Origin of the sequence: Catenulispora sp. MAP12-49, from assembly GCF_041262705.1 — a bacterium.
In the GTDB taxonomy this organism is placed as follows: Bacteria; Actinomycetota; Actinomycetes; order Streptomycetales; family Catenulisporaceae; genus Catenulispora.
Genome location: NZ_JBGCCP010000002.1, coordinates 282,573 through 308,176, shown reverse-complemented (window position 1 = coordinate 308,176; position 25,604 = coordinate 282,573). Strand labels below are relative to the sequence as shown.

Sequence of the window (25,604 nt, the reverse complement as noted above, 5' to 3'; positions counted from 1 at the left end):
GTGGATTATTCGGGCTCAGTGTGGACGGGGGCCACGGGATATCCGTCGCAGAGGGCTCCCTCGCAGGCGTGGTGCCTGCCAAGAGAGCCCTCTGTCGTAGGTAGAGCCTGCGCGCCTAGCGGATCGCCGCCCCGGAGATGGTCCGGGCGATGACCAGCCGCTGGATCTCGCTGGTGCCCTCGAAGATGGTGTAGATCGCCGAGTCGCGGTGCATGCGCTCCACCGGGTACTCGCGGGTGAAGCCGTTGCCGCCGAGGATCTGGATGGCTTCGGCGGTGACCTTCTTGCAGGTTTCGGAGGCGAACAGCTTGGACATCGAGCCCTCGGCCGACTCGAAGGTCTTGCCGGTGCGGGCCATCCAGGCTGCGCGCCACACCAGCAGGCGGGAGGCGTCGACGGAGGTTTTCATGTCGGCGAGCTTGAAGGCGATGGCCTGGTTCTCCACGATCGGCTTGCCGAACTGCACGCGGGTCTTGGCGTAGTCCAGGGAGTACTCGTAGGCGGCGCGGGCGATGCCCACGGCCATGGCGCCGACGGCCGGGCGGGAGGCCTCGAAGGTGGCCATGGAGGCGTTGCCGCGGCTGGATTTGCCCTCGCGGGCCCGGGCCAGGCGGGCGTCGAGCTTCTCCTTGCCGCCGAGCAGGCAGGAGCCGGGGATGCGGACGTCGTCCAGGACGACCTCGGCGGTGTGGGAGGCGCGGATGCCGTGCTTCTTGAACTTCTGGCCCTGGCTCATGCCGGGAGTGTTCGGCGGGATGATGAACGAGGCGTGGCCGCGGGTGCCCAGGTCCGCATCGACGGTGGCGACGACCACGTGGACGTTGGCGATGCCGCCGTTGGTGGCCCAGGTCTTGGTGCCGTTCAGGACCCACTCGTCCTTGGCCTGGTCGTACACGGCGCGGGTGCGCATGGCGCCGACGTCGGAGCCGGCGTCGGGCTCGGAGGAGCAGAACGCGCCGAGCTTGACGTCGTCGGGGGTGCCGAACATCTGCGGGACCCACTCGCCGACCTGCTCCGGGGTGCCGTTGGACACCACCGACACCGCCGCCAGGCCGGTGCCGGACAGGGCCAGGCCGATGCCGGCGTCGCCCCAGAACATCTCCTCCATGGCGATCGGGATGCCGAGGCCGGACTCGTCGAACCACTGGTTGGCGTAGAAGTCGAGGGAGTACAGGCCGGCCTTGGCCGCTTCCTGCAGGATCGGCCAGGGCGTCTCCTCCCGCTCGTCCCATTCGGCGGCCGCGGGCCGGATGACGTCGGCGGCGAATCCGTGGATCCAGTCCCGCAGCTCGATCTGGTCCTCGGTCAGTTCCAGGGAGAACCCGGTCATCGTCTCGTTCACTGTCCTTCGGGTCTGGGTTCGATTCAGGTCTGGGATCTGAAATCCGGGATGGCGCTACCGACAAGTAACCTCGGTCGCCGCTAGTGTGTTACCGGCGGTAACTTCTGTCAAGATGGCTGCCACACTCCAGGAAGGCACGGAAGGGACCTGATGGCGAACCAGGCACAGGCATCCCCGGCATCCCCGGCATCCCCGGCGGCACCGGCTGTACCGGCACCGCCGGGCCGCCCTCAGGCGCGCCGGCGCGGCCCCCGCACCCGCACCGAGCTGCTCGACGCCGCCGAGCGCGTGGTCCTGCGCGACGGCCCCTCGGCGTCGATGAACGCCATCGCCACCGAGGCCGGCATCACCAAGCCCATCCTGTACCGGCACTTCGGCGACAAGGCCGGCCTGTACGTCGCCCTGGCCGACCGCCACATCGAGACCCTCCTGGACCGGCTGCGCGAAGCCCTCACCCGCCCGGCCACCCGCCGGGAGCGCACCGAGGCCGCGATCGACTCCTGGCTGCGCCTGGTCGAGGGCAACCCCGCGCTCTACCGGTTCCTGGTGCACCGCGGCCAGGCCGAGGAGCCGGAGGTCCGCGACCGCGTGGCGATGTTCCAGCGCCGCCTGGGCGACGCCCTGGCCACCGGCATCGCCGCCGAGCTCGGACTGCCCGAGGACCAGTGGCCGCGCGCCCAGGCCTGGGCCCACGGCATCGTCGGCATGGTGCAGGCCGCCGGCGACTGGTGGCTCGACGAGCAGCCCTTCGGCCGCGAAGACCTCACCCGGCACCTCGCGGACCTCATCGACGGCGCCTACGCCCGCGCGTGAACTTCTGCGCACGCTCCGCCTATGTTCCGCCCACGCCCTGCCCGCGCTCGGCACAGCAAACAGCGCGCGCCGCGATGACAGTACGTGCATATACGGCCACGCATCGCAAGGAAACGGCCGTCGATTGCTCCTTTGCGAAAGTTTTCTTCAGAAAGTCTTCACAGAACTCAACCCGGCACGCGCCCGGCGCGTCCCATTGGCGTGAACGTTTCGGGTCCTGAGTCTCAAGAGTTCCCCCGCGACGCGGCGCTGCGGCGCGGCAGCGGTCTGTCCCGCCGGCTGCTGTTGGGCGTCGGCGGAGTGATGTTGCTCGGCGGCTGCGCCTCCAACGGTAAACAAATCCCGCTCGGGCAGGCCCTTGCCACCACGACGCCGACGCCCACGCCGGATCCGCGGTCGCGGCCGACGACCGGCGCGCCGTTCCCCGGGCAGAGCCCCTCCAGCGGTGCCTCCGAAACCTCCACCGCGCCGGGCGACTCACATACCAACACCGCCGCGCCGCCGGACAACTCTCCCCCGCCCGGCGCGACCGGATCCGACCCGCCGCCGGCGGCGGGCAGCCCCCAGTTCTACGTCCACGAGGGCGACAAGGCGATAGCCCTGACCATCGACGACGGCCCCTCCAGCAAGTACACCCCGCAGGTGCTGGCCCTGCTGGCGCAGTACAAGATCCAGGCGACGTTCTGCATGATCGGCCAGAGCGCCGACAAGCACGCCTCGCTGGTCGCCGAGGTCAGCGCCGCCGGACACCTGGTGGCCAACCACACCTGGACCCACCCCAACATGGGGAAGATGACCGAGGCCCAGGTGACCGCCGAGATAGAGCGCACCAACGACGCCATCACCCGCGGCGGCGCGCGCCAGCCGACGCTGTTCCGCGCCCCCGGCGGCAACTGGTCCCCGACGGTGTTCTCGGTCTGCGCCAAGATGGGCCTGCGGCCGCTGGACTGGTCGGTGGACCCGCGCGACTGGTCGCGTCCGGGCACCGACCACATCGTGCAGACCGTCATGGGCCACACCCACACCGGCTCGATCATCCTGGAGCACGACGGCGGCGGCGACCGCTCCCAGACGGTCGCGGCGCTGCAGCGTTTCCTGCCGCAGCTGCTGGAGGCCGGCTACCACTTCGTGCAGCCCTAATCTGTACAGCCTTTAGACCCGCGCAGCCGGGATTGCCAACCAGAGGGTCAGGCGTCGCGTCGCCGCACCGCGACGTACGCGGCGCCACAACTGAGCAGTACATAGGCGGCCAGGATCGCGAACCCGGCCGGCACCGACGGCACGATCTTCCCGGCCCTGGGCCGCACGCTGCAGATGCTGCCGAACACCGCCTCCAGGGAGGCCTTCGAGGCGGTGTCGGAGATCGCGCCCAGCAGCAGCTGCCCGATGAAGTACAGGCCGAAGAACGCCGCCAGCGCCCCGGCGGTGCGGCGGATCACGAACCCCAGTCCCAGCCCGATCAGCGCCGAGGCTGCCAGGTACAGCCCGGCGGCGAGGACGGCGCGCGCCACGTGCGGCTGGGACAGCCTCACCTGGGCGCCGGTGCTCGCGATGAGGTGCTGGCCGGCCTCGAAGATGGTGAAGGCGGTGGCCTGGCCCAGGGCCAGGCTGAATCCGCCGACGATGAGGATTTTCGCGGTGACCACGTGGGCGCGCCGCAGGGTGGCGGTGAAGGTGGCGCGGATCAGGCTGGTGCCGTATTCGCCGGCGGCGGCGAGCACGCCCAGGGTGCCCAGGGCCAGGACCGCCAGGTCGACGGAGCCGCCGTAGCCGGCGCGGACCGGGTCGTAGGCGGCGCGTTCGGACGCGGTCCAGGTCGGCCAGCGGTGGGCGGTGTTGTGGTAGCCGAGCAGCGCGAACGTCAGCGCTGCGGCGATGGCGAGCAGCGCTGTCAGCCAGGTCGAGCGCAACGTGCTGATCTTGATCCATTCGGCGTGCAGGGCGCGGCCGGTGGTGGGGGCGGCGATCATGCGGGGGTCTCCTCGGTGCTGCTGTTGGCGCCGTCGGTGCCGTGGTCGTAGAAGTCGACGAAGTCTTCGGTGGCGCGCAGATACGCCTCCTCCAGCGAGGCACGCCGCGCGGTGAGTTCGTGCACGCCGATGCCGTGTGCCGCGGCGACGTCGCCGATGGCGGCGCCGGGCAGGCCGGTGACGGCCAGCGCGCCGTCCGGCTCGCGGGTGAGGCCGACCGGCGTGTCCGGGGTCGCCGCCGCCAGCAGCGCCGTGGTGAGCCGTTCCGGATCGGAGGTGCGCACCAGCACGTCGGTGCGGGAGTGGGCGGCCACGAAGTCGGCGGCGCCGCTCTCGGCGACCAGATGGCCCCGGCCGATGACGACCAGGTGGTCGGCGGTCAGCGCCATCTCGGTGAGCAGATGCGAGGACACGAACACCGTGCGTCCTTCAGCAGCCAGCTCCTTCAGCAGGCCCCGGATCCAGTGCACGCCTTCGGGGTCCAGGCCGTTGACCGGTTCGTCCAGCATCAGCACCGGCGGATCCCCCAGCAGCGCCGCCGCCAAGCCCAGGCGCTGCTTCATGCCCAGGGAGAACCCGCCGACGCGTTGGCGCGCCACCTCGGTCAGGCCGGTGCGGGCCAGGACCTCCCCGACCCGGGACGTGCCGATGCCGTTGCTGGCGGCCAGCACCCGCAGGTGCGCCGCCGCCGACCGCGCCGGATGCACCGCGGTGGCGTCCAGCAGCGCCCCGACCTCGGTGAGCGGATACCGCAGTTCGGTGTAGGCGCGGCCGTCGACCAGCGCCGTGCCGGCGTCGGGGGCGTCCAGGCCCAGGATCATCCGCATCGTCGTGGACTTCCCGGCGCCGTTGGGCCCCAGGAACCCGGTGACCCGTCCCGGGCGCACCGTGAACGACAGGCGGTCGACGGCCACCATGCCGCCGAAGCGTTTCGTGAGTTCGCAGACTTCGATCGTCATGGCGCCAAGGCTGCCCAGCACACCCCGCTGCGGTCTTCAGACCGCGGGCGGACATCACCGCCGCGCACCCGGCCCGGCTATGACCGTGGTCATAGACCCCGGGGCAGATGACCGGTGATCGCAGGCTGGCTAGCCTTCAGGTATGCGAACCCAGCCATCAGTACCCGGACAGCGGGCCTGGGTGGTGTTCGACATCGTGTCCGCCGCCGCACTGACCGCACTGACCATCTACCAGAACCTGGAGAACTGGCAACGCCACGACTGGGCCGCCGACGGCTACCGCGTGCCCGGCAACGGGCAGCTGCTGCCCGTGCTCGCCGGGGTGGTGCTCTCCGGCGCCGCCCTGGGTGTGCGCCGCCGTTGGCCGCTGGCCTCCGCGGCCGTGGTGCTGGGCACCTGGCTGGTGCTGCTCGCGACGGCCTGGCCGCTGGCGACCCGGGGCCTGGCGTCCTTCGAGCTGATCGGCACGGTGCTGCTGTACTCCGTGGCCGTCACCGAACCGCTGCCGATCGCCGCCGCGGCGCTGGTGCTGTTCCTCATCGGGGACTCCGCGACCACCGTCGGTCTCCGACGCCCCCTGACCAACCTCGTCCTGACCAGCCTGGCGCTGCTCATCGCCTGGGCCCTGGGCGTCGGCGTGGCCCGCTACCGCGACATCGGGGCCCGGCTGCGTGAACAGCAGGACGCCGCGGCGCGCGCCGAGCTGGACCGGGAACGGGTGCGGCTGGCCCGGGAGCTGCACGACGTGCTGGCGCACAGCATGAGCGTGGTGAACGTGCAGGCCGGCTACGGCCGGTTCGCGATCGGCCGCGACCCGGCGGCCGTCGGGGCGGCGCTGGCGGCGATCCAGCAGATCAGCCACGAGGCGATGGTGGAGATGCGGGGGATGCTGACGGTGCTGCGCGACGGCGGGGAGGCCGCAGCGCTGGCCCCGGCGCCGCGCCTGGCCGACGTGCCCAGGCTTGCCGCCACCTGCGCCGAGGCCGGGGTGACGGTGCGGCTGCGGACATCGGGCACGGTGCGGCAGCTGCCCGACGGGATCGAGCTGGCGGCGTACCGGATCGCGCAGGAGGCGCTGACGAACGTGGTGAAGCACGCCCACACCCGCGCAGCGCGGGTGCTGCTGGAGTATCAGGACGCGGCGCTGGTCGTGGAGGTCACCGACGCCGGCCGCGGCGGCCCGGCACCCGGGTCGCATCCCGGCGGCGGGCACGGCCTGGCCGGGATCAGCGAACGCGTCGGGCTGTACGACGGCACGGTGGCCGCCGGGCCGCTGCCCGGGGGCGGCTGGCGGGTGCGGGCTGTGCTGCCGTGCCCGCGCCGCGCGGGCGAGGGTTCTGATGCCGGTGCCGCTGTCGCGACCCACCTCGACGAGCATTCCATGCCTTCCTCCGTCGCCGGGCCGGCCGGATGAGCGCGCCGATCACCGTCCTGGTCGCCGACGACCAGGCCCTGGTCCGCGCCGGCTTCGCCGGGATCGTGGCGATGGCCGACGGCTTCGAGGTCGTCGCGCAGGCCTGCGACGGCGCGCAGGCGGTGGCCGCGGCGCGCGCCGTGTGCCCGGACGTGGTGCTGATGGACGTGCGGATGCCCGGCATGGACGGGCTGGAGGCGACGCGTCTGATCACGGCGGCCGGTCCGTCGCGGGTGCTGATCCTGACCACGTTCGATCTGGACGACTACGTGTTCGGGGCGCTGCGGGCCGGCGCCAGCGGGTTCCTGTTGAAGGACACGCCGCCGGAGGGGCTGCTGGCCGCGATCGAGGTGGTCGCCAGTGGGGAGGCGCTGTTGGCGCCGACGGCGACGCGGCGGCTGATCCAGGCGTTCGCGCGGCAGTCGCAGGCTGCTGTGGCCGACTCTGGCATGGCCGACTCTGCTGTGGCGCCGGCTCAGGCTCGGCTGCGGGGGCTGCTCACTGCGCGCGAGTTAGAGGTCCTGACGCTCATCGCCGCCGGGCTCACCAACACCGAGATCGCCGAGCGTCTGAGCGTGTCCACCGGCACGGTCAAGACCCACATCAGCCATCTGCTGGCCAAGCTCGGCGCGCGCGACCGGGTGCAGTTGGTGATCCAGGCGTTCCGGGCCGGGCTGGCGTAGCCGGGCGGGGGCTTGAGATCGTGGGGCGCTGGTGTCGTCACGGGGAGGCTTTGGGGTGGGGATGGTGCGGGGACGTCGGGGGCTGATAGCCGCCGTGGTGCTGGCGGTCGCGGTCGCGGCGAGCGCGGCTTGCGACGGTTCGGGTTCGGGTTCGTCGCCGGCGGCTGCGGCTGCGAAAACCGGCAGTCCGACTTCCGACTGGTCGGCGGGCCGCTCCCATCCGGTGGTCGACGACATGTATCCGCAGTTCGGCGACGCGGCCACGGACGTGCTGCACTACGGCCTGGACGTGAAGTGGGACCCGACCTCGACCGTGCTGACCGGCACCGCCACCCTCGCTGTGCGCGCCGCCGAACCCACTGACCGCTTCGTGCTGGACCTTGCTGCCGACATGAGCGCCGACTCGGTGACGGTGAACGGCGTGCGGGTCGCCGGTGTCCACGACGGCGACCACCTCACGGTCCCGGCCGGCCGGCACCTGTCGGCCGACGCGGTCCTGACCGTGGTCATCGCCTACCACGGCACGCCGCATCTGGTTCCGGCGCCGATGACGCGTCCTGATGTGCCGGGGCTGGGGGCGCAGGTCACGGCCTCCGGTGCGGTGTGGGCGCAGCAGGAGCCGTATGGGGCGTTCACGTGGTTCCCGTGCGACGACCAGCCGTCGGACAAGGCGCTGTACGACGTGACGATCACCGCCCCGGACGGCTGGGCCGGGGTGAGCGGCGGCGCGTTCCTGGGCCGGACCGAGTCGGCCGGCCACGGCGTCTACCGGTGGCACCAGCCGAATCCGGTGGCGACGTACCTGGTGGCGTTCGCGGTTGACCGGTTCCAGCAGGACAGCGCCACCGGGCCGGGTGGCATAGCGCTGACGTACTGGTACCTGCCGGCCGACGCCGACGCGGTGCACCGGCTGACGGCGCAGGTGCCGGGGATGATCTCGTTCCTGGAGCGGCGGTTCGGGCCGTATCCGTTCCCGACCGGCGGGGTGCTGTTCCGGCCGGAGATGGTCGGCATGGAAACCCAGACCATGATCACCTTCTCGACGCGCGCCGCCCCGGCGGACCTGCTGCACGAGTTCGCGCACCAGTGGTTCGGCGACGCGGTGACTCCGACGACGTGGTCGGGGCTGTGGCTCAACGAGGGCTTCGCGATGTACGCGCAGATGCTCTGGGAGGCGGCCCAAACGTCCTCCGCCCCGGCGACCGTCGACGACCTGCTGCGGAACAACGCGCTGCCCCGGGACCAGGCCCTGCGCACCGCCGACGGCCCGCCCGGCCATTACCTGCCGACGCACTTCGCCTCGTCGAACGTCTACTACTGCCCGGCGCTGATGCTGAACGGGATACGCACAGCCCTCGGCGACGCGGCGTTCTACCAGCTGCTGAACGACTGGGTGCACCAGCACCAGGGGACGAACCAGGACCGGGCCGCGTTCGCGGCGTTCGTCGAGGCCCGCACCGGCCGGGACTTCACGGCGTACATCAACGCCTGGCTGGACTCCCCGACCACGCCGACGATCCAGCCGCCGGGGCCCGCGGGCGCGTGAGCGGCTCGGCTCAGCCGCGCGGTGCCACCAGCGCCCGCTGCCCGGCCTCGGCGACGACGCGCGCCGCGGTCTGCTCCGGCGTCAGCCCGGAGGTGTCGAACCACCATCCGGCATCGCCGAGTTCCCGCTTCATCGCCGCTTCCAGCTCCTGGTAGCCGTCGAAGAAGAACTGCTGGTCGGGATCGCGGATCTCGTCGCGGTACCGGCAGGCCTGGATCCCCGGCGCGAGCATCACGAACAGCACCGGCCGCGGCGCCAGCAACTCCAGGAAGAAGTCGAGCTGCCGCCGGTCGGGAACGATCCAGTCGATCAGCGGCGTGAACCCGGCGTCGGCGAAGTTGGCGGCCAGCGCACACAGATTGCGGTTGCACAGCTCCACCTGCCGGGAAGCCTCATCGGCCGGCTCACCCAGCGCCCACACCCGCCCGCCGACCACCAGCCGGTTCACCACGTCGCCGTCCATGCGCGCCGAGCGCGCGATCAGCTCGGCGGCCAGCCGGGTCACGGTGGACTTGCCGGCACCGGGCATGCCGGTGACGATCAGGCACGGCGGGGTGTTCTGGTCGGGAGTCACGAGCGCGATCGTGCCGGGCGCCAGCACCGGCGGCAACGCGTTTTCCCTCTGACTACCCGCCCCGTCCGCCGGCCTCAGAGCCCGAAGCCGACGCCCAGCCCGAACTCGGCGCGAATCGCCTCCCCGTGCTCGTCCAACTCCGGCGCCGCCGGCCGCACCACCGGGTCGGGATACCCGGCCATCTTCACCACCTGCCCCGGCAGCTCCAGGCCGCCGGCGGTGATGCGCATCCGGCGGGCCTCGGTCTGGGCGTCGGTCATCGACTGGCCGATGTCGTTCACCGGGGCGCACGGGACCTTCGCCGCCTCCAGGCGGGTCAGCCAGTTCGCGCAGGTGTCGGCGGCCAGGAGTTCCTCGATGACGGCGGTCAGGACCAGGCGGTTGGCCGAGCGGGCCGCGTTCTGGGCGAAGTCGGGGTTCTGCGCCAGTTCCGGGGCGCCCAGGGCGGCGGCGAAGGCCACGAACAGTGCGTCGTTGCCGACGCAGACCACGATCTGGCCGTCGGCGGCTTCGAAGGCGCCGAAGGGGGCGATGTTCGGGTGGTGGGAGCCGATGCGGTGCGCGACGGTGCGGTCGGCCAGCCAGGCCAGGGCGTTGCCCTCCAGGAACGACACCGTCGCGTCGAACATGGCGATGTCGACGTGCGTGCCGCGGCCGTGGATGCCGCGGCCGACCAGTGCCGCCATCACCGCGCCGAAGGTGTACACGCCGGCGGACAGGTCCGAGACCGAGGCGCCGGACTTCACCGGCGGTCCGTCCGGCTCGCCGGTCACCGACATCAGGCCGCTGCGGGCCTGGATCACCGCGTCGTAGGCGGGCTCGCCCGAGCGCGGGCCGGTCGCGCCGTAGCCGGACACCGAGGCGTACACCAGCCGCGGGTTGCGGGCCCGCAGCGCCTCGGCGCCCAGGCCCAGGCGGTCCATCACGCCGGGCCGGAAGTTCTCCACCAGCACGTCCGCGCGTTCGGCCAGCGCCGCCACCTGCTCGGGGTGCTTCTTCAGGTCGACCGCGAGCGACTGCTTGCCCCGGTTGACCCGGGCGAAGTACATGGAGCGGCCGTCGGGGGCGAACGGGCCGTAGCGGCGGGAGTCGTCGCCGGTGGCCGGATGCTCCACCTTGATCACCCGGGCCCCGAGGTCCGCCATGATCATCGTGGCGAACGGTCCGGCCAGCACCCGCGTCAGGTCGATGACCAGCAGCCCGGCCAGCGGTCCGGCCGAGCCCGGGTCGCTGGCCGAGTCGTCGGCGGGGGAATCGGAGGCGGCGTCGGGGTGCACGGCGGTCATGAACGATCAGCGTGGCACGCCGGACCCCGCGCGTCGATATGACACGGCTATCGCGCCGCTCACAGCCTTCGGCAAAGGTTGCCGTACCGGCGGCTCGCGATCGTTCACACCGGGATGACGCCCGCGACGATCAGCACCCCCAGGACCACCGCGGCGCCGCTGACCAGGCAGTACCGGGCGCTCTCGGCGAGTTTGGCGTCGAGGACCTGCTTGGAGGCGACGGTCGCTGTGCCCTTGGGATCGGCGGGGTCGTAGTGCACGGAGAAGTACGCACCGCGCGCGACGCCCGCGGCTGGCTTGAGCCGCTCCTTGAAGATGACCGGGGTGCCTGCGGCATCGGTGAAGGAGATCATCAGCCGCTGGATCGGGGTGCCCGGATCGGCGGGTCTTCCCTCGCGCTCCGGTGCGGCGCCGAGGTAGTCGGTCACGATCGAGGCGACGGTCCCCTCGGCGAACGCGCCGACGCTCAGGGCACGCCGACGTTTCAGCAGTTCGCGCCGTCCGGAAAGCAGCATGGCGCCGAACACGCCGCCGCCGATGATGAGCACCATCCCCAGGATCATCGAACCGCCCCCGCCATCTCAGAACCTTGCCACAGCTCATATGAATGTAGCAGAGCTGAGATTCATATCAGTTCATATCGATGGGGGAATCGATGAGGGAGTCGATGAGACAGGGGAGGCCGTTCCTCAGTCCTCCACCACAGCCGTCCACGCCCCCGCATCCCCCGGCGCCCCGCTGAAGTCGTACCGCACCCCGCCCGAACGCAGCCCCACCAGCGTCACCGACGTCGTCCCCCACGTCCGCTCGCCGAACTCCCGCCGCACCAGCAGCGCCCGATCATCCAGCGGATCCACACCGCCGCCCTCCAGCAGCGGCAGCCACGGCCCCCACGCCTTGTCCGTCGCCACCCGCGGCACCGGCCTGGGACGCGGCGCCGCCAGCAGCCGAGGCCGGAAGAACCCCAGCCGTGCCGCCATCGCCTCCGTACCCGGCCCGGCCGTCGGGTCCGAACCCTCCAGACCGCTGTTCACCACCACGTGCAGACCCGGCGACAGCTCCTGCCGCTCCTGGCGCTCGCCGTTCCAGCTCAGCAGGAACACCTCGGTCAGCGTCGCGCAAATAAGGTGGAACGGGTCGTAGCGAATCAAGTCCAGATCATCCACGGCGCCGGTGGCGGCGAACCGCAACGGCAGCTCTCCCCGCGAAAGCCGCCCCGACTCCGGCGCCAGCGGACCCCGGCCGTTCAGCACACACGACACCCGCGGCGCCTGCGGATCCACCGCCAACCACGTCCCGGACGCCAGCAGATCCTGCCCGCCGACCAGACGCGGATACTGCGGCCAGTGCCGGCCCGGCGGGATCCACGGCCGGTCATGGAACTCATCGCGCACGCCGGCCAGCAGAACCGGGTACTCCGAAGCGGGCTCGACACTCACGATCGCGGTGCACACCCTCCTATCACAGCAGCCCGCCCCGACCAGGGCGAACCCGGGTCCGGCCGGAGCCCGGCCAACTGCGCCGATCACGTAGAGCCACCAGAGTGGGAACAGTGTGTGGTTTGACACCTGAGTGGGTATCCGCGCTGCACAAGAGGTCCGCGAACGCCCGGTGAACACGCGCCGGACCAGCGGGGTGAAGGAAGAAGCGGGAGCCGCGATGACGCAGGAATCCGTGCCTGTCGGCCGCCGGGCCGAAACCGCCGGCGACCGGGCGTCCACACGCCTTCACACCGCCCCGGCACCGCTGCGCGCCGCCCACCCCACCTCCACCATGATCAGCTGGGCCGCGATGGGCCTGGGCTACTCCCTGATCGCCGGCGGCTTCGCCCGCCTGACCATCCCCGCCGAACTCGCCACCCTGCTGCCCGGAGCCGCCCTGGTCTGGTACGCCCTGCGCCCCACCACCGAGCACTACCCGGCGCCGGCCCCCTTCGCCCGCCACAGCACCGTCGCCTGGATCGTGATCGGCGCCGCCTTCGCCGTCTGGGAGCTCTACGCCGCCGCCCGCGGCTCCACCCACGCCCACCCGACCCTGTCGATCCTCATGGGCCCGCTGATCGACCCGCCCCCGGCGCGCGCCGCCGGCTACGTGGTGTGGCTGCTGACCGGGGTGTGGGTGGTGCGCCGATGAGCCCGCGCACCATCACCATCGCCGGGTACGTCGTGATCGGCGCGGCCGCGCTGCTGGTGGAGCTGATCGCCCGCCGCCCCTCCAGCAAGATCCCCCGATTGTCGCAGCTGGTCAGCCGCGTCATGCACGAGAAGTGGGGGCGGGTGGGCATGCTGTTGGTGTGGTGGTGGCTCGGCTTCCACTTCCTGTCCCGTTCCTGACCGGCGAGCACCCAGCGAACAACCGGCGAGCAACCGGCGAGCATCGGAGCACTTCGTGCGGATCCACCTGACCAACGTGTTCGTCGACGACCAGGCCAAGGCCGAGGCGTTCTACACCGGCAAGCTCGGCTTCCGCACCAAGGCCGACGTACCGGTCGGCGCGGACCGCTGGCTCACCGTGGTGTCGCCGCAGGACCCCGACGGGCCGCAGCTGCTGCTGGAGCCGAGCAGCCACCCGGCGGTGAAGCCGTACAAGCAGGCGCTGGTGGCCGACGGGATCCCGGCGGCCAGCTTCGCGGTGGACGACGTCGCGGCGGAGTACGAGCGGCTGAGCGGGTTGGGTGTGCGCTTCGCGCAGGAGCCCACCGATGTGGGGCCGGTCATCACGGCGGTACTGGACGACACGTGCGGGAACCTGATCCAGCTGATGCAGGTCAAGGCCGACATGTAGGGGCACGCCCTACACGCCCTACACCGACAGCGCCACCGGATCCCCGACCCGCACCCGGCCGCCCTCCAGCACCTCCAGATACACCCCCAGGTTCAGGCCCCGCCCGGCCAGCACCTTCAGCCCCCGCGCGGCGCGCGGCAGCCCGTCCTGCTCCACGGTCAGCGTCCGGCACCGCTCGGTCGGCTTCACCCACCGCGCCAGCACCGCATCGGCCCCGGCCCCGATCCGCACCTGCCGGCCCTCCCACCCGTCCTCGGCGAACGCCGGCAGCCCCGGCAGGTCCACCACCAGGTTCGGACGCAGCCGGCGCTCGTCGGCGGGCACGCCCTCCAGGGCGTCGGCGTACCAGTGAAGGCTCGCCGTCGACAGCAGGTGCAGCGGCGCCGCGTCATGATGCGCTACCTCGGCCTCGGCCATGATGCGCACGTCCTCGCGCCCCAGGTGCGCCCGCACCGCGGCGTCGGCGTCCCGAGAGGGCACGGCATGCAGACTGCCGTCCGGGGCCACCAGGTGCGCCGCGGCACCATCGCTGGAGCCGCCACGGAAGTCCAGCAGCCCGTCCATGCGCCGGAACCGGCGGGAGTTCTTGCACGATCCGAACTTGTCCTCGGCGTCCCACACCGCGAACCGCCGGTCCCCGACCAGGCCGCGCCGCTCCACCGGGGCGTCGGTGAGCTGCTCGCCGAGCATCGATTTCACCGGGTAGCGCCACAACCGGGCCAGGGTGCCGACCACTTCGAAAGATCCAGAAGCCATAGCGGCCATCATGCCAACGCCGCCGCCGCGAGCACCGCATCGCCCCGGCCGGCAAAAAGCCGGACGGGCCGTGACCCTGGTCCGAAGGTCGCGGCCCGCCCGAGTGTCGGTGTCGCTGGGGGAGCTTGTCCAACACGGTCCGGCTCGGTGAGCCGGCACACCCATCACACCGCGCCGAAGCCCCCGGTGCCAGCGGGGTACGGGAGGATCAGCCCTCAGAGTGCAAGGAAGTCCTCTCCAGTTCCCCCGCGTGCCAGCCCGAAGTCCGCTCCTCGCAGCCCTGGTCGTGGCGCCGCCCGGGCACCGGCGGCCGCCGCACCTACGCCGCCAGCGGCGCGCCGCGCGCCAACAAGTCCCTGATCCCGGCGGCCGGAAGCGCCCGCGAGAACAGCCATCCCTGCCCGGTGTCGACGCCGAGCCGCCGCACCGTCTCCAGCTGCCCGGCGGTCTCCACGCCCTCGGCGGTCACCGTCAACCCCAGGGCGTGCCCGAGCGCGGTGACCGTGGCGATGATCTGCTCGTCGGCGCCGCACGGCCCCATGCTCCCGGGCCCCGCGCCGGTCCCGGCCCCGGCCGCTGCCCCCGCGGCCGCCCCGGTCCCGTTCGCACCGCCGCCCCGGCCCGAGGTCAGCCCGGCCACGAACGTGCCGTCGATCTTCAGGATGTGCACCGGCAGCCTGCGCAGGTGCGACAGGTTCGAATAGCCGGTGCCGAAGTCGTCGACGGCGATCGCCACGCCCTTGTCGGCCAGCGCCCGCAGCGTCGCCTGCGCCGCGTCGTCGCCGGGCAGCAGCGCCGACTCGGTGATCTCCAGCCGCAGCCGCTGCGGTGCCAGCCCGGACTCGGCCAGCGCCGACAGCACGTGCCCCATCAGCCTGGGGTCCCGGCACTGCCGCACCGCCACGTTCACCGACACCGGCGGCGCCGGCTGCCCCGGCGCGTCCGGCCACGTCGCCGCCGCCTGGCAGGCCTCGGACAGGATCCGCCGGCCCAGCTCCACGATCAGCCCGGAGTCCTCGGCCAGCGCGATGAACCGGTCCGGCGGCACGATCCCGAACCGCGGATGCCGCCACCGCACCAGCGCCTCCACCCCGGTCACCGCGCCGTCGGCCAACGACACGATCGGCTGGTACTCGCAGTAGAACTGCCCGGACTCCACCGCCGCCGGCAGATCCGCCGCCAGCCGGTACCGGGCCACGTCGGCCCCGGCCCGCTCGGCGTCGAACAGCGTCCACCGGTCCCGGCCCTCGCCCTTGGCCCAGTACAACGCCAGATCCGCCGCACGCAGCAGGTCCTCCGGCGCCGAGGCCGCGGCCAGCGCCTCGACCGCGCCGATCGACGCGGTCACCGTCAGGTCCCGGCCCTCCACCCGCAGCGGGTCCCGCAGCGCCGCCAACACCCGCTCGGCGACCCGCTCCACCATCGGCCGGCCCGCCGGGCCGCGCCTGGGCCCCTCAGCGCCCTGCGGCAGCGGCGCCTCGGCCAGCACAGCAGCGCCGGCACCACCGCCATTGCCGTTGCCCGCACCGTTGCCACTACCGGCGCCGTTACCCGCGCCGCTACCGGAGCCGTTGCTGCTCCCGCCGCCCGCACCAGATCCGGCAAGGTCCTTGTAATCGACCAGCACCGCGAACTCGTCCCCGCCGGTGCGCGCCAGCAGATGTCCGCCCGGCTCCAGCACCGACCGCAGCCTGGCCGCCACCGCGGCCAGGAACCGGTCCCCGGCACCGAACCCCAACAGGGCGTTGATCTGCCGGAACCCGTCCAAATCCAGGCTGCACAAACCGATCCGCTGCCCCGGCCGGGCCCGAGGCCCGGTGCGCGCCTCCAGCCACCGGCCCAGCATCGCCCGGTTCGGCAGCCCCGTGAGCTCGTCCGACCACGGCTCCGCCGCCGACCGGGACCCGGCCGTCTCTGCGTGCGCCGTGGACGAATTCTGACCCGACACCGCGACCACCTCCATCGCGGACCAGGACGTCTGATTGGCCTGACCCGCATTGCCGCCTGCGCGGCATCCGAACGACTACCGAGCGCGATCATAGGACCATCCGGGGGCGCTGTGACGGCGCACACACTCCCGGATCACCTGATCGTGGCCGTACTGTCACACTCGCCTCGCACACTTCACGCCCGCACCGCACCATCGGCGCGCGCCGGTGGCGCCACACCGGCCCCGGCGGGCCTCGGGCAGAATCAATCGCTGTGATCACCATTCGCGAAGCCCAACCGGGCGAATTGGCCGCCGCCGGCGAGCTGACCGCCGCCGTGTACCGGGACGAGTCACTGGCCGAGGCGACGTACCTGCCCAGGCTCGCCGACGCGGCGGCCCGGCACGCCGCCGACGGCGCCTGGCAGCTGATAGCCGTGGACGAGGCCGGAACGCTGGTCGGCGCCGCCGTGTACACGGTCGCCGGCAGCGAGTTCGCCGACATCGCCTCCGGGGCCGAGGCCGAGATCCGGATGCTGGCCACCGCCGGCTCCGCGCGCGGCCAGGGCGTCGGAGCCGCGCTGGTGCTGGACTGTGTCCGGCGCACCCGGGAAGACAAGCGGCCGGCGCTGGTGCTGTCGACGAAACCGCAGATGACGGCGGCGCAGCGGCTGTACACGCGCCTGGGCTTCGCCCGGACCCCGGAGCGGGACTGGGAGTACGCGCCCGGCAAGGGGCTGCTGACCTTCCGCCTGGTCATCGATTCAGTATCGATTGAGTCCGGCATGCCTGCCCTGATATCCTGAGTCCGTGAAGAGTTTCGTGTGTGCCAGCTGGCGGCCGTCCTAGGACGGTTGTTCAGCCACACGCGCCGACAGGCCGTCCGACGTTCCGGACGGCCTTCGTTGTTCTCGGCCCCCGCGCGGGGGCCCCGGCGGTCCGGACGCCGGCGGCGCCAGTCCCCCGACCAGCTGGGATTCCCGCGAGGAGAACGACGATGAGCATCACTGTTGACGTACCCACCAATGCAAGCGACCAGCCTCATGTTTTTCCCTCTGGTGGAGTCGAGCCCGCCGCCTGCGTGACCGAGGCCGAACTGGCCGCGCAGCTGGTCGGCGACGCCCGCCAGGTCCGCGTCCTCACCGGCGACCGCCCCACCGGCCCGTTGCACCTGGGCCACTACCTGGGCTCCCTGCGCAACCGGGTCCGGCTGCAAAACGCCGGCGCCGAGATGTTCGTCCTGGTCGCCGACTACCAGGTGATCACCGACCGCGACGCCTCGGCCGGCATCGCCGACTTCGCCCTCGGCCTGGTCGCCGACTACCTGGCCGTCGGCATCGACCCGGCCCGCAGCACCGTGTTCGCCCACTCCGCCGTCCCGGCCCTGAACCAGCTGCTGCTGCCGCTGATGTCCCTGATCTCCGTCCCCGAACTCGAGCGCAACCCCACCACCAAAGCCGAGGCCGCCGCCTCCGGCCGCCCCGCCCTGTCGGCGCTGATGCTCACCTACCCGGTGCACCAGGCCGCCGACATCCTGTTCTGCCGCTCCGACCTGGTCCCGGTCGGCCGCGACCAGCTGCCGCACCTGGAGGTGACCCGCACCGTCGCACGCCGCTTCAACACCCGCTACGCGCCGGTGTTCACCGAACCCAGGGCCCTGATCTCCGACGCCCCCTCGGTCCTGGGTAGCGACGGGGCCAAGATGAGCAAAAGCCACGGCAACACCATCCCGCTGCAAGCCACCGCAGACCAGACCGCGAGCATCATCAAAGGCTTCAAAACCGACACCGACCGGCACATCACCTTCGACCCCGCGCTCCGCCCCGAGGTGTCGAACCTGCTGCTGATCACCGCACTGTGCCGCGGCCAGGACCCGGCGGCACTGGCCGAGCAGATCGGCGACGGCGGCGCCGCGGCGCTGAAACGCGCCGCCACCGAGGCCGTCAACGAGCACCTGCGGCCGATCCGGGAACGCCGGGCCGCTCTGGCCGGCGAGCGCGGCTACCTGTCGGCGATCCTGCGCCGCGGGGCAGAGCGCGCCACCGTCGAAGCCGAGGCGACCCTGGCCCAGGTGCGCGAGGCGATGGGCATGGCGTACTGACGCCCTTGCACGAATGCGTGTTCTCGATGGTCGGCTGGCCGGCGCGCGCCGGCCAGCCGACCATCGAGAACACGCGCCACCGCCGCACGACCGGCCCACCCGGCAGGCGACTGGCCACACCCGGTGCCGGCATCGGGTCCATGAGGTTCCGGCACGCATCCGAAGCCACCGAACCCGGCACCGGTACCGGTACCACCGGGGCTCCCGCACCGGCAGCAGCCCCGGACACAGGCCGCCGCGACCTCTGGCGCCGCGTGATCACCTACGTCCTGGTCCTGATCGCCCTGGTGCAGGTCTACCTGGCCGCCTCCTCATGGATCCCGCGCTGGTGGTCACACCGCATGGGAGACGCCATCAACAGCCGAGGCTCAGGCGGCGGTGTAGGGGCTGTAGAACAGCTCCAGCTGGATCCCGTCGGGGTCCTCGAAGCTCACGAACTGCCCGAGGTCGGTGTCCCGCACCGGGGAGTGCGCCACCCCGAGTTCCTCGAACCGGGCGATCCACTCCTGCAGCTCGGCCGGCGACCCCACCCCGAACCCGAAGTGGTCCAGCCCGGTGGCGGCGTAGTCGAACGTCTGGCCGGAGTTGCCGGTGTGCTGCTGGAACGCCACGCACATCCCGGTCGGGTGCAGCATGAGCGTCTGCAGCCAGGCGTCGCGGTCGGTGACGGCCAGGGTCTTGAACCCCAGCACGTCGGTGTAGAAGCTGACGCTGGCGTCCCGGTCCCGGACCGAGAACGACACGTGCGACCAGCCGGACAACTCGGCCATGCGGCCCTCCTGAAGGCGACGTCGGGTGCGGTCGGTCCAGCACAGAGCTGTCAGTGCTTTGACCCGCGCCGCACGCTACCGCACCGACCGCCCCAAGGCGCCCCCGCCTGCCGGCCCCTACCAGCCGGCCCCGGCGACCTGCCGCGTGACGTGGTTGAGCCGGTTGAACAGGTTCGTCAGCGCCACCATCATCACGATCGCCGCCAGCTGCTTCTCGTCGAAGAACTGCGCCGCCGCCTCCCACACCGCGTCACTGACGCCCTCGGGGTTGTCGGCCAGCCGCGTCGCCGCCTCGGCCAGCGCCAGCGCCGCCTTCTCCTCGTCGCTGAAGAACGGCGCGTCATGCCACACCGCCACCAGCCCGATGCGCTCCTCGGACTCCTTCATCCGGCGCATGTTGCCCATCCCGGAGTACACACACGGCGCGCACCCGTTGATCTGGCTGGCCCGCAGATGCACCAGCTCCAGGATCGCCGGCTCCACCCCGCCGCTGTTCACAGCCTTGTACAGCTGCTGGACCGCGCCGGTGGCGTCGAGGATCATCGCCGGGTTCTGGATACGAGCTTCCATGTCAGTACTCCCTGTGTCCCTGTATCAGTGGAAAGACGCTGCTTCACGCGTTTCATGAAGGTTGGACCCGTTGGTCCTTCGCCTCTCTGACTCCCGGACACCGGAGAATGTGACAGCGCCGGATGTGACCCGGGTCACATCCGGCGCTGACCGGCGTTCTCGCAGCTCAAACGGCGTCTACGTAGCGCTGCCGCCCTGCCAGACCGTCACGTCCAGCGCCGCATAGGGGTTGGCATCGGTACTGGACGGCAACCGCCGCACCGTCACCAACACCAGATGCCCGGTCCCGGTGGTGATACAGAAACTGCTGCCGTTCGCTATCTGCGACAGCAGCACATCGTGCTGGTACCGGGTGTCGTTCAGACACGAGGTGAACGAGCCGGTCTCGGTCGGATCCAGGATCGCGACCCGGTCGGCGTAGAAACGCCCGTCGACGAAACTGCCCGCGAAGAACCCCATGGTGTCCGGACCGTTCGAGGTACCGGCGGAGGGATGGTACGGGTCGGTCAGGAAGTTGACGCTGTACCCGGACGCCAGCTGTATCCCCACATACGCCCCGAGCACGGTACCCGGCGCGACGGTCGAGGAACCCGAGGCAGAACCGGAGCTTGATCCCGCGCTCGATCCGGAACCATCGGTCGGCGACGGAGCCGACCCCGCACTGCTCGCCGACGACGATGCCCCCGAAGACGTCCCCGAAGACGTCCCCGAGGTCGCGCCCGAACCGGACGGCGACAACGCCGCGGTGTGCGTCGGCCTCGCCGACGTCGAGGACGCAGCCGGCGGCACGGACGCGGCGGTGTCGCGCGAGGACTGCTTCGAGTTCAGCGCGTGATCGCCGAACGCACCCACCCCCACGCCCACCGCGAACAGCAGGACCGGGATGCCGACACGCGCCAGGGCGCTTTTCTTCTCAGACCCAGGGGAGACCGGGACGCTCGCGGTCTCGGCGCGCGCCGGCGACTGCGCTTCCACCTGCTCGGCATTGGCCGCCTCAGCTTCTCCGGCGCGCGCCTCCGCCTCGGTCTCACCAGCCTCGGTCTCACCAGCTTTGGCCACATCAGCTTCAGCCGGCTCCGATGCCAGCTCTGCTACTTCCGACTCTGGCTCTTCCTGCTCCGGCTCTTCCTGCTCCCCGTGGTTCAGTTCCTCCGGAATCGGCGTGATGATCGAAGGCTCCGGCGGCGCGGGCGTCTCAAGCCCCTCACCGCCGCTGCGGCCCTCGTTCTCCCCGTTCTCCTCGTCCTCGGCGAGCTCCGCGATCTGGCCCCAGTACTCCCGCCAGCCCTCGACGTCCCCCTCCCAGGCCCCGACCAGCGCCAGCGTCACCTCACGCGTCGGCAGATGCTCGCCGGCCAGTGCGGCGTCGATCTGCCCGGCCGTGAGCCCGGTGCGTTCCTGAAGCTCCTCGCCCTCGGGCCCTTCCGCGAAGTCCCGAAGGTCCCGTAATCCCTGCGCCAGCACCCCGACCGCCGACGTCGACGACACGTGCTCCCCTCCCCTGCTCGTCCGATCCGACGGTGCCCAACCCTAGTGCCGCGCGCTTCGGGCCACGACCCCGAATCAACAACTGGATGCCGCGGCCGACCGATGCGTATCGATGATCGGATCTGTTCGTATGGCGCGGAACCTTGACACTTCCGAGCATCCGCAGTGTGCTGATGCACGGCGTGCGCCCCGCAGATCTTTCAGGATTCAGCAAGGAGGCACCATGTCATCTCCCCGCCCCGGCCCCCGCCGGTTCGCAGCCACCGCCCTGGCCTGCGCGCTGGCAGCTCTACCGCTGACAATCAGCACCGCTCACGCAGCGCCACCGGCAGCACCCTCAACGTCCCACCCCGCCACCGCCGCCAATGCCGCCAATGCCGCCACCAGCACCCTTACCAGCACCGCCGCGGCCACCCTGGCCGCCACGCCCCCGATGGGCTGGAACGACTGGGCCCACTACCAGTGCTCGGTCAACGAGTCCGTGGTCGTCGCCAACGCCAACGCCCTGGTCAGCAGCGGCCTGGCAGCCAAGGGCTACAAGACCGTCACCGTCGACGACTGCTGGATGGCCTCCTCCCGCGACAGCAGCGGCAACCTCGTCGCCGACGCCACCAAGTTCCCGCACGGCATGGCCTGGCTCGGCAGCTACCTGCACGGCAAAGGCCTGAACTTCGGCATCTACGAGGACGCCGGCTCCTCCACCTGCGGCGGCTACCCCGGCAGCGGCCAGCCCCAGGGCGGCGGCGCCGACCACTTCGCCCAGGACGCCGCCACGTTCGCCTCCTGGGGCGTGGACTACCTGAAGCTCGACGGCTGCAACGTCTACGTCCCCGGCGGACAGTCCACCGAGCAGGCCTACCGCACCGCCTACACCGCCGAGTCCACCGCCCTGGCAGGCGCCGGCCGCCCCATCACGTTCTCCGAATCCGCCCCGGCGTACTTCCAGAGCGGCGAGTGGGGCAACCCCACCTGGTTCGACGTCCTGGGCTGGGTCGGAGGCCTGGGCCAGCTGTGGCGCGAGGGCTATGACATCGCCACCTACGACAGCTCCAACCCCACCGCGAGCCGCTGGTCCTCGGTCATGTCCAACTACGGCTACAACCGCTGGATCGCCCGCTACGCCCACCCCGGCAACTGGAACGACCCGGACTTCCTCATCGCCGGCGACCCCGGCCTGAGCGCGGATGAGTCGCGCAGCCAGGTGGCGCTGTGGGCGATGATGAGCGCCCCGATGATCCTGTCCTCGGACGTGGCGAACCTGTCCGCCGACGGCCTGGCCGCCCTGGGCAACACCGACCTGGTCGCCCTGGACCAGGACAGCGCCGGCCACCAGGCAGGCGTGGTCTCCACCAACGGCACCACCGACGTCCTGGCCAAGCCGCTGGCGAACGGCGACCGGGCCGTGGCCGTCCTGAACCGCGGCTCGGCCTCCGAGACGGTGTCCACCACCCTGGCCTCGGTGGGCCTGCCGGGCTGCACCGCCACCGCCAAGAACCTGTGGACCGGCACCAGCGCCACCGGCAGCACCCTGACCGCGACCATCCCCGCCCACGGCACCGCCATCTGGCGCGTCACCCCCGCGGCGAGCTGCGCCGCGGCCGTCCCCACCGGCGAGATCGTCGGCAACGGCGCCAAGTGCGTGGACGTCACCGGCAGCAGCACCACCGACGGCACCGCGACGATCCTGTACACCTGCACCGGCAACGCGAACCAGGCCTGGACGCGGCCCAGCGACGGCACCGTGCGCACCCTCGGCAAGTGCCTCACCGCCAACGGCACCACCGCCGGCAGCTCGGCGGTGCTATCCACCTGCACCGGAGCGACCACACAGCAGTGGACGGCGCAGGCCGACGGGACCGTCACGAACAAGGCCTCCGGGCTGTGCCTGGACGTCTACGGCGGCGGCAGCGCCGACGGGACGAAGCTGGACACCTGGACGTGCGGCAGCCATCAGGCGAATCAGGCTTGGGCTTTGCCGAGCTGACACAGCCGACGCTTGACCGCTGACCGCTGACCGCTGACGGCCGACACACGACGGCGCGGCGGGGACTCGCCTCCCCGCCGCGCCGTCACCTTCTCTGCTGCCTCAGTGGCAGTCGGCCGCCGCCTGACAAGCGTTTCGCGCTGTGGCCTTCTACGCCCTCTACGCGTTCGGATCCCACTCAGCGAGCTGGTCCATCGGCTCGGTGCTGCCGGTGTTCTCCAGGCTGTCGAACGGGATGCGGTCGTAAAGGTAGAGGACCACTTCGCTCGCCGCACCCCGCGTCACCAGGTCGCCCGGCTCCGCGTCGGCGGCGAGGTCGTCGCAGCGGACGCCGTCGGCGTTGAGCGTCAGGCGCCAGGAGCCGCCCTCGGCCGCGTGCAGGTCGATGGTCGCCGGCTTGAACGGCCAGGGGACGTTCGTCGCCGCGACCGTCACCAGGAACTCATCGATGCCCTCGACTGCCACCTCGGCCGGCAGCGGCTGTGCGGCACCCTGGGCGAGCTGGGCGTCGTAGGTGTGGACGGCGATCTCCTGGATCTGGTGCCGGGCGATGGCCCCGGAGGTCTGCGGGGCCTGCGAGCGGCCCCACCAGGTCCAGCAGCCGCGGTCCGGGCCGGCCTCGCGCATCGCGTCGAGCATCAGCTCGGTCGACTCGGCCAGCCAGGCGTCCAGGGCCTCACGGTCGCGGGGCGCGGTCGGGGCGCCCTTCGGGTTTGTCTTGGCAGGGGGCTCCGCGCCCGGGCCCGCCGCGACGATGGCAGCCTGGCGGCGGCGGCCATCGCCCAGGTGCTGCGCCAGGTCGCGCAGCGTCCAGTCCGGGCAGGTCGGAACCGGGACGTCGAGGTCGTCGGCGGACGCTATCGCAGCGCGGAACGCGGCCGACCGGTCTTCGATCAGCCGCAGGACCTCGGGAAACTCCAGAATCGTATGCACGGCGCACTGTGTATCACGGCGCTCCGGCCGCCCGGAAACGAATTAATCGGCCGCCTACTGTCCGCCACCTGTCATAACATCGGTCTCCGTCTCCGCCCCCTGCTCCTGCCGACGTCCACCCGGCACCCGCGCCACCGACGCACCAGCGTCCCGCTCTCGCGCGGCAGCAGCCAACTCCCCACGCAACGACGCAGCCATCAACTCCGCCTCCCGCCGCACCTCCCGCTCAGAGGCCAACGCCGCCACGTCCTGCTGCCAGCGCGCCGTCACCTGCTCCACCTGCATGGCAGTGGCCTCAGCAGCGGCTTCGGCACGCGCCGCACGCTCCGCTTCGCCCTGCCTGGCCGCAGCCTCCCGGTCGGCACGTTCGCTCTCAGCGACGCGGGCCGCGCGCGCCGATTCCGCATCAGCCTTCGCGCTGTGCACCTGCGCGGTCAGGGCGCTGCGCAGCGACTCCAACTCCGCCGCCGCCCGCTGCGCCACCGCCTGGGCTTCGGCAGCAGAGGCAGCAGCCTTGCCCTCGGCCGCGGCGATCTGTGCGTCAGCGGCCTGACGGACCAGCTCGGCCTGCTCCCTGGCTGCCTGAAGCTGCAAAGCCGCCTCGGCCTTGGTCCGGTCCGCCAGCTCCGCGGCCTCAGCAGCGTCCCGCCTGGCTGCCTCAACCTCCCGCCGGGCCTGCTCCCGCATCGCGGCCAGAGCGGCCTCACCCTGCTCCCGCACCTGCGCAAGCTCATCGAGGGACTGCTCACGAAGCGCCTGCTCCTGCTCGGCATGCGCAACAACCGCCGCCTCCAACGCCTCCCGGGCCACCTCGGCATCAGCCCCGGCCTGCTCAGCCCGCGCATTCGCCGCCTGCCCGGCCACCTCCGCCTCGGCCCGCCGCGCAGCCTCCGCAGCAGCCACCTGCTCAGCAGCCGTCACCCGAGCCGCAGCATCCAACTCCACCGAGCGCACCTGCCGCTCAACATTCTCCGGATCGGTAATCGCCTCAGCCCGCTCCAACCACAAATCAACCTGAGCCCCCAACTGCCGCAACGTCGCCGCCACCGACACCCCGGACGCCTCGAACCCGGCGCGCGCCGCCGTTACCGGCATCCCCCCGCCACCCATGACGCCCCGCACACCCACACCGATCCCGACCCCGCCGAAAGCCCCGCCACCAGCACCAACCCTGGCCCCGCCCACGCCGGCACCCGCACCGTCAGGCGCATTCCCCACAGCCGCAGCAGCCTCAGCCCTGGCAGCAGCCTTACGCGCCCGGTTGAACGTCACGGCGTTATGCGAAGGGTCATCGCAGTACTCATGCCGCCGCCCCCGACTCCCGGGCAGCGTCTCCTTCACCGGCCGCGAACACCGCCCCAACCGCTCGAACTTGCATAACGGCCGCGCCCCGGCACTCAACTCATCGCTCACAGCACCATCCTGGCGGACCCCGCACCCCACTCGGCCACCGCCACTCCGCGACTTCCCGCACAGTACAGTTTCATTACCTTGCGAGACATGCAATGCAACGCAACTCTGTAATGATATGCAAGGAAACAGGCTCCGCATAATGCACGTTATGCGGAGTAGGTTCGCGTGGGGACGCTGAGGACCGGGACCGGCGGGTGCGATGGAAACCAGAGGGAAAGGCTGTCGCCATTTCGGCGACCTGGTGATTCGCCACGGCATGTCAGTGGGTTCTCGCCACTCGTGTCAGTAGCA

25 protein-coding genes are annotated in these 25,604 nt (G+C 71.6%); 11 read left to right on the top strand and 14 right to left on the bottom strand.

Annotated elements, in window-relative coordinates; all coding sequences use genetic code 11:
- Window positions 1-115: 115 nt before the first annotated feature.
- Complete coding sequence (locus ABIA35_RS05505; protein WP_370357396.1) at window positions 116-1,330, bottom strand: acyl-CoA dehydrogenase family protein; 1,215 nt, start codon at window positions 1,328-1,330, stop codon at window positions 116-118.
- A 162-nt stretch (window positions 1,331-1,492) separates the two neighbouring features.
- Between ABIA35_RS05505 and ABIA35_RS05500 the strand changes: the two genes are divergently transcribed.
- Both ABIA35_RS05500 and ABIA35_RS05495 read left to right on the top strand, forming a co-directional pair.
- Window positions 1,493-2,155 carry a TetR family transcriptional regulator gene (locus ABIA35_RS05500; RefSeq protein WP_370357078.1) on the top strand — a complete coding sequence of 221 codons (663 nt, stop codon included), beginning with the start codon at window positions 1,493-1,495 and terminating at the stop codon, window positions 2,153-2,155.
- A 201-nt stretch (window positions 2,156-2,356) separates the two neighbouring features.
- Window positions 2,357-3,295 carry a polysaccharide deacetylase family protein gene (locus tag ABIA35_RS05495; RefSeq protein WP_370357077.1) on the top strand — a complete coding sequence of 313 codons (939 nt, stop codon included), beginning with the start codon at window positions 2,357-2,359 and terminating at the stop codon, window positions 3,293-3,295.
- A gap of 47 nt (window positions 3,296-3,342) precedes the next feature.
- Here the strand turns inward: ABIA35_RS05495 and ABIA35_RS05490 are convergent, their stop codons facing one another.
- Both ABIA35_RS05490 and ABIA35_RS05485 read right to left on the bottom strand, forming a co-directional pair.
- Window positions 3,343-4,125, bottom strand: a complete 783-nt coding sequence (locus tag ABIA35_RS05490; RefSeq protein ID WP_370357076.1) for a hypothetical protein — start codon at window positions 4,123-4,125, stop codon at window positions 3,343-3,345.
- Window positions 4,122-5,084 (bottom strand): ATP-binding cassette domain-containing protein, encoded by a 963-nt coding sequence (locus ABIA35_RS05485; protein ID WP_370357075.1) that lies wholly within the window; start codon window positions 5,082-5,084, stop codon window positions 4,122-4,124. The genes ABIA35_RS05490 and ABIA35_RS05485 overlap by 4 nt, the downstream gene beginning before the upstream one ends.
- 142 nt (window positions 5,085-5,226) lie before the next feature.
- Here ABIA35_RS05485 and ABIA35_RS05480 point away from each other — a divergent pair, with 142 nt between their 5' ends.
- The 3 genes from ABIA35_RS05480 (at window position 5,227) to ABIA35_RS05470 (ending at window position 8,727) form a co-directional block, all read left to right on the top strand.
- On the top strand, window positions 5,227-6,498 hold the full coding sequence (locus ABIA35_RS05480; RefSeq protein ID WP_370357074.1) for a sensor histidine kinase: 1,272 nt from the start codon (window positions 5,227-5,229) through the stop codon (window positions 6,496-6,498).
- On the top strand, window positions 6,495-7,181 hold the full coding sequence (locus tag ABIA35_RS05475) for a response regulator (protein WP_370357073.1): 687 nt from the start codon (window positions 6,495-6,497) through the stop codon (window positions 7,179-7,181). The genes ABIA35_RS05480 and ABIA35_RS05475 overlap by 4 nt, the downstream gene beginning before the upstream one ends.
- Window positions 7,182-7,242: 61 nt before the next feature.
- Window positions 7,243-8,727: a M1 family metallopeptidase gene (locus tag ABIA35_RS05470; RefSeq protein ID WP_370357395.1), complete on the top strand. Its 1,485-nt coding sequence runs from the start codon at window positions 7,243-7,245 to the stop codon at window positions 8,725-8,727.
- Between the two features lie 10 nt (window positions 8,728-8,737).
- Here the strand turns inward: ABIA35_RS05470 and ABIA35_RS05465 are convergent, their stop codons facing one another.
- The 4 genes from ABIA35_RS05465 to ABIA35_RS05450 form a co-directional block, all read right to left on the bottom strand.
- Window positions 8,738-9,256, bottom strand: a complete 519-nt coding sequence (locus ABIA35_RS05465; protein ID WP_370357394.1) for a phosphotransferase — start codon at window positions 9,254-9,256, stop codon at window positions 8,738-8,740.
- 119 nt (window positions 9,257-9,375) lie between these two features.
- Entirely contained in the window at window positions 9,376-10,587 is a 1,212-nt protein-coding gene (locus tag ABIA35_RS05460) for a CaiB/BaiF CoA transferase family protein (RefSeq protein ID WP_370357072.1), read from the bottom strand.
- 104 nt (window positions 10,588-10,691) lie between these two features.
- Window positions 10,692-11,138, bottom strand: coding sequence for a hypothetical protein (locus ABIA35_RS05455; RefSeq protein WP_370357071.1), 447 nt, complete (start codon window positions 11,136-11,138; stop codon window positions 10,692-10,694).
- Window positions 11,139-11,276: 138 nt separating this feature from the next.
- On the bottom strand, window positions 11,277-12,026 hold the full coding sequence (locus tag ABIA35_RS05450; RefSeq protein ID WP_370357070.1) for an NRDE family protein: 750 nt from the start codon (window positions 12,024-12,026) through the stop codon (window positions 11,277-11,279).
- Between the two features lie 220 nt (window positions 12,027-12,246).
- Here ABIA35_RS05450 and ABIA35_RS05445 point away from each other — a divergent pair, with 220 nt between their 5' ends.
- From ABIA35_RS05445 to ABIA35_RS05435, 3 genes are read left to right on the top strand one after another with little or no spacing between them, the layout of a single operon-like run.
- Window positions 12,247-12,720, top strand: coding sequence for a hypothetical protein (locus tag ABIA35_RS05445; RefSeq protein ID WP_370357069.1), 474 nt, complete (start codon window positions 12,247-12,249; stop codon window positions 12,718-12,720).
- Window positions 12,717-12,920 carry a DUF6186 family protein gene (locus tag ABIA35_RS05440; protein ID WP_370357068.1) on the top strand — a complete coding sequence of 68 codons (204 nt, stop codon included), beginning with the start codon at window positions 12,717-12,719 and terminating at the stop codon, window positions 12,918-12,920. The genes ABIA35_RS05445 and ABIA35_RS05440 overlap by 4 nt, the downstream gene beginning before the upstream one ends.
- Window positions 12,921-12,975: 55 nt before the next feature.
- Window positions 12,976-13,371, top strand: coding sequence for a VOC family protein (locus ABIA35_RS05435; RefSeq protein ID WP_370357067.1), 396 nt, complete (start codon window positions 12,976-12,978; stop codon window positions 13,369-13,371).
- Window positions 13,372-13,389: 18 nt separating this feature from the next.
- Here ABIA35_RS05435 and ABIA35_RS05430 read toward each other — a convergent pair whose 3' ends face one another.
- Entirely contained in the window at window positions 13,390-14,127 is a 738-nt protein-coding gene (locus ABIA35_RS05430; protein ID WP_370357066.1) for an MOSC domain-containing protein, read from the bottom strand.
- Between the two features lie 319 nt (window positions 14,128-14,446).
- Window positions 14,447-16,075 (bottom strand): putative bifunctional diguanylate cyclase/phosphodiesterase, encoded by a 1,629-nt coding sequence (locus tag ABIA35_RS05425; RefSeq protein ID WP_370357065.1) that lies wholly within the window; start codon window positions 16,073-16,075, stop codon window positions 14,447-14,449.
- A 254-nt stretch (window positions 16,076-16,329) separates the two neighbouring features.
- Between ABIA35_RS05425 and ABIA35_RS05420 the strand changes: the two genes are divergently transcribed.
- Window positions 16,330-16,860 carry a GNAT family N-acetyltransferase gene (locus tag ABIA35_RS05420; RefSeq protein ID WP_370357064.1) on the top strand — a complete coding sequence of 177 codons (531 nt, stop codon included), beginning with the start codon at window positions 16,330-16,332 and terminating at the stop codon, window positions 16,858-16,860.
- Window positions 16,861-17,051: 191 nt separating this feature from the next.
- A complete protein-coding gene (gene trpS / locus ABIA35_RS05415) occupies window positions 17,052-18,155 on the top strand; it encodes a tryptophan--tRNA ligase (RefSeq protein ID WP_370357063.1) in 1,104 nt (367 codons plus the stop codon).
- Window positions 18,156-18,523: 368 nt separating this feature from the next.
- On the opposite strand, the gene ABIA35_RS05410 is transcribed toward trpS, so the two are convergent.
- The 3 genes from ABIA35_RS05410 to ABIA35_RS05400 all read right to left on the bottom strand — a co-directional run bounded on the left by ABIA35_RS05410 (window position 18,524) and on the right by ABIA35_RS05400 (window position 20,983).
- The gene (locus ABIA35_RS05410) at window positions 18,524-18,925 is read right to left on the bottom strand and encodes a VOC family protein (protein ID WP_370357062.1); all 402 of its coding nucleotides are present in this window, start codon (window positions 18,923-18,925) and stop codon (window positions 18,524-18,526) included.
- A gap of 117 nt (window positions 18,926-19,042) precedes the next feature.
- Entirely contained in the window at window positions 19,043-19,495 is a 453-nt protein-coding gene (locus ABIA35_RS05405; RefSeq protein WP_370357061.1) for a carboxymuconolactone decarboxylase family protein, read from the bottom strand.
- 177 nt (window positions 19,496-19,672) lie between these two features.
- The gene (locus ABIA35_RS05400) at window positions 19,673-20,983 is read right to left on the bottom strand and encodes a hypothetical protein (RefSeq protein WP_370357060.1); all 1,311 of its coding nucleotides are present in this window, start codon (window positions 20,981-20,983) and stop codon (window positions 19,673-19,675) included.
- Window positions 20,984-21,206: 223 nt separating this feature from the next.
- On the opposite strand from ABIA35_RS05400, the gene ABIA35_RS05395 reads away from it, so the two are divergent.
- Window positions 21,207-22,967: a ricin-type beta-trefoil lectin domain protein gene (locus ABIA35_RS05395; protein ID WP_370357059.1), complete on the top strand. Its 1,761-nt coding sequence runs from the start codon at window positions 21,207-21,209 to the stop codon at window positions 22,965-22,967.
- 159 nt (window positions 22,968-23,126) lie between these two features.
- On the opposite strand, the gene ABIA35_RS05390 is transcribed toward ABIA35_RS05395, so the two are convergent.
- Together ABIA35_RS05390 and ABIA35_RS05385 are read right to left on the bottom strand one after the other, a co-directional pair.
- Window positions 23,127-23,900 (bottom strand): maleylpyruvate isomerase family mycothiol-dependent enzyme, encoded by a 774-nt coding sequence (locus tag ABIA35_RS05390; protein WP_370357058.1) that lies wholly within the window; start codon window positions 23,898-23,900, stop codon window positions 23,127-23,129.
- Window positions 23,901-23,954: 54 nt separating this feature from the next.
- Window positions 23,955-24,995: a hypothetical protein gene (locus ABIA35_RS05385; protein WP_370357057.1), complete on the bottom strand. Its 1,041-nt coding sequence runs from the start codon at window positions 24,993-24,995 to the stop codon at window positions 23,955-23,957.
- Window positions 24,996-25,604 lie beyond the last annotated feature (609 nt).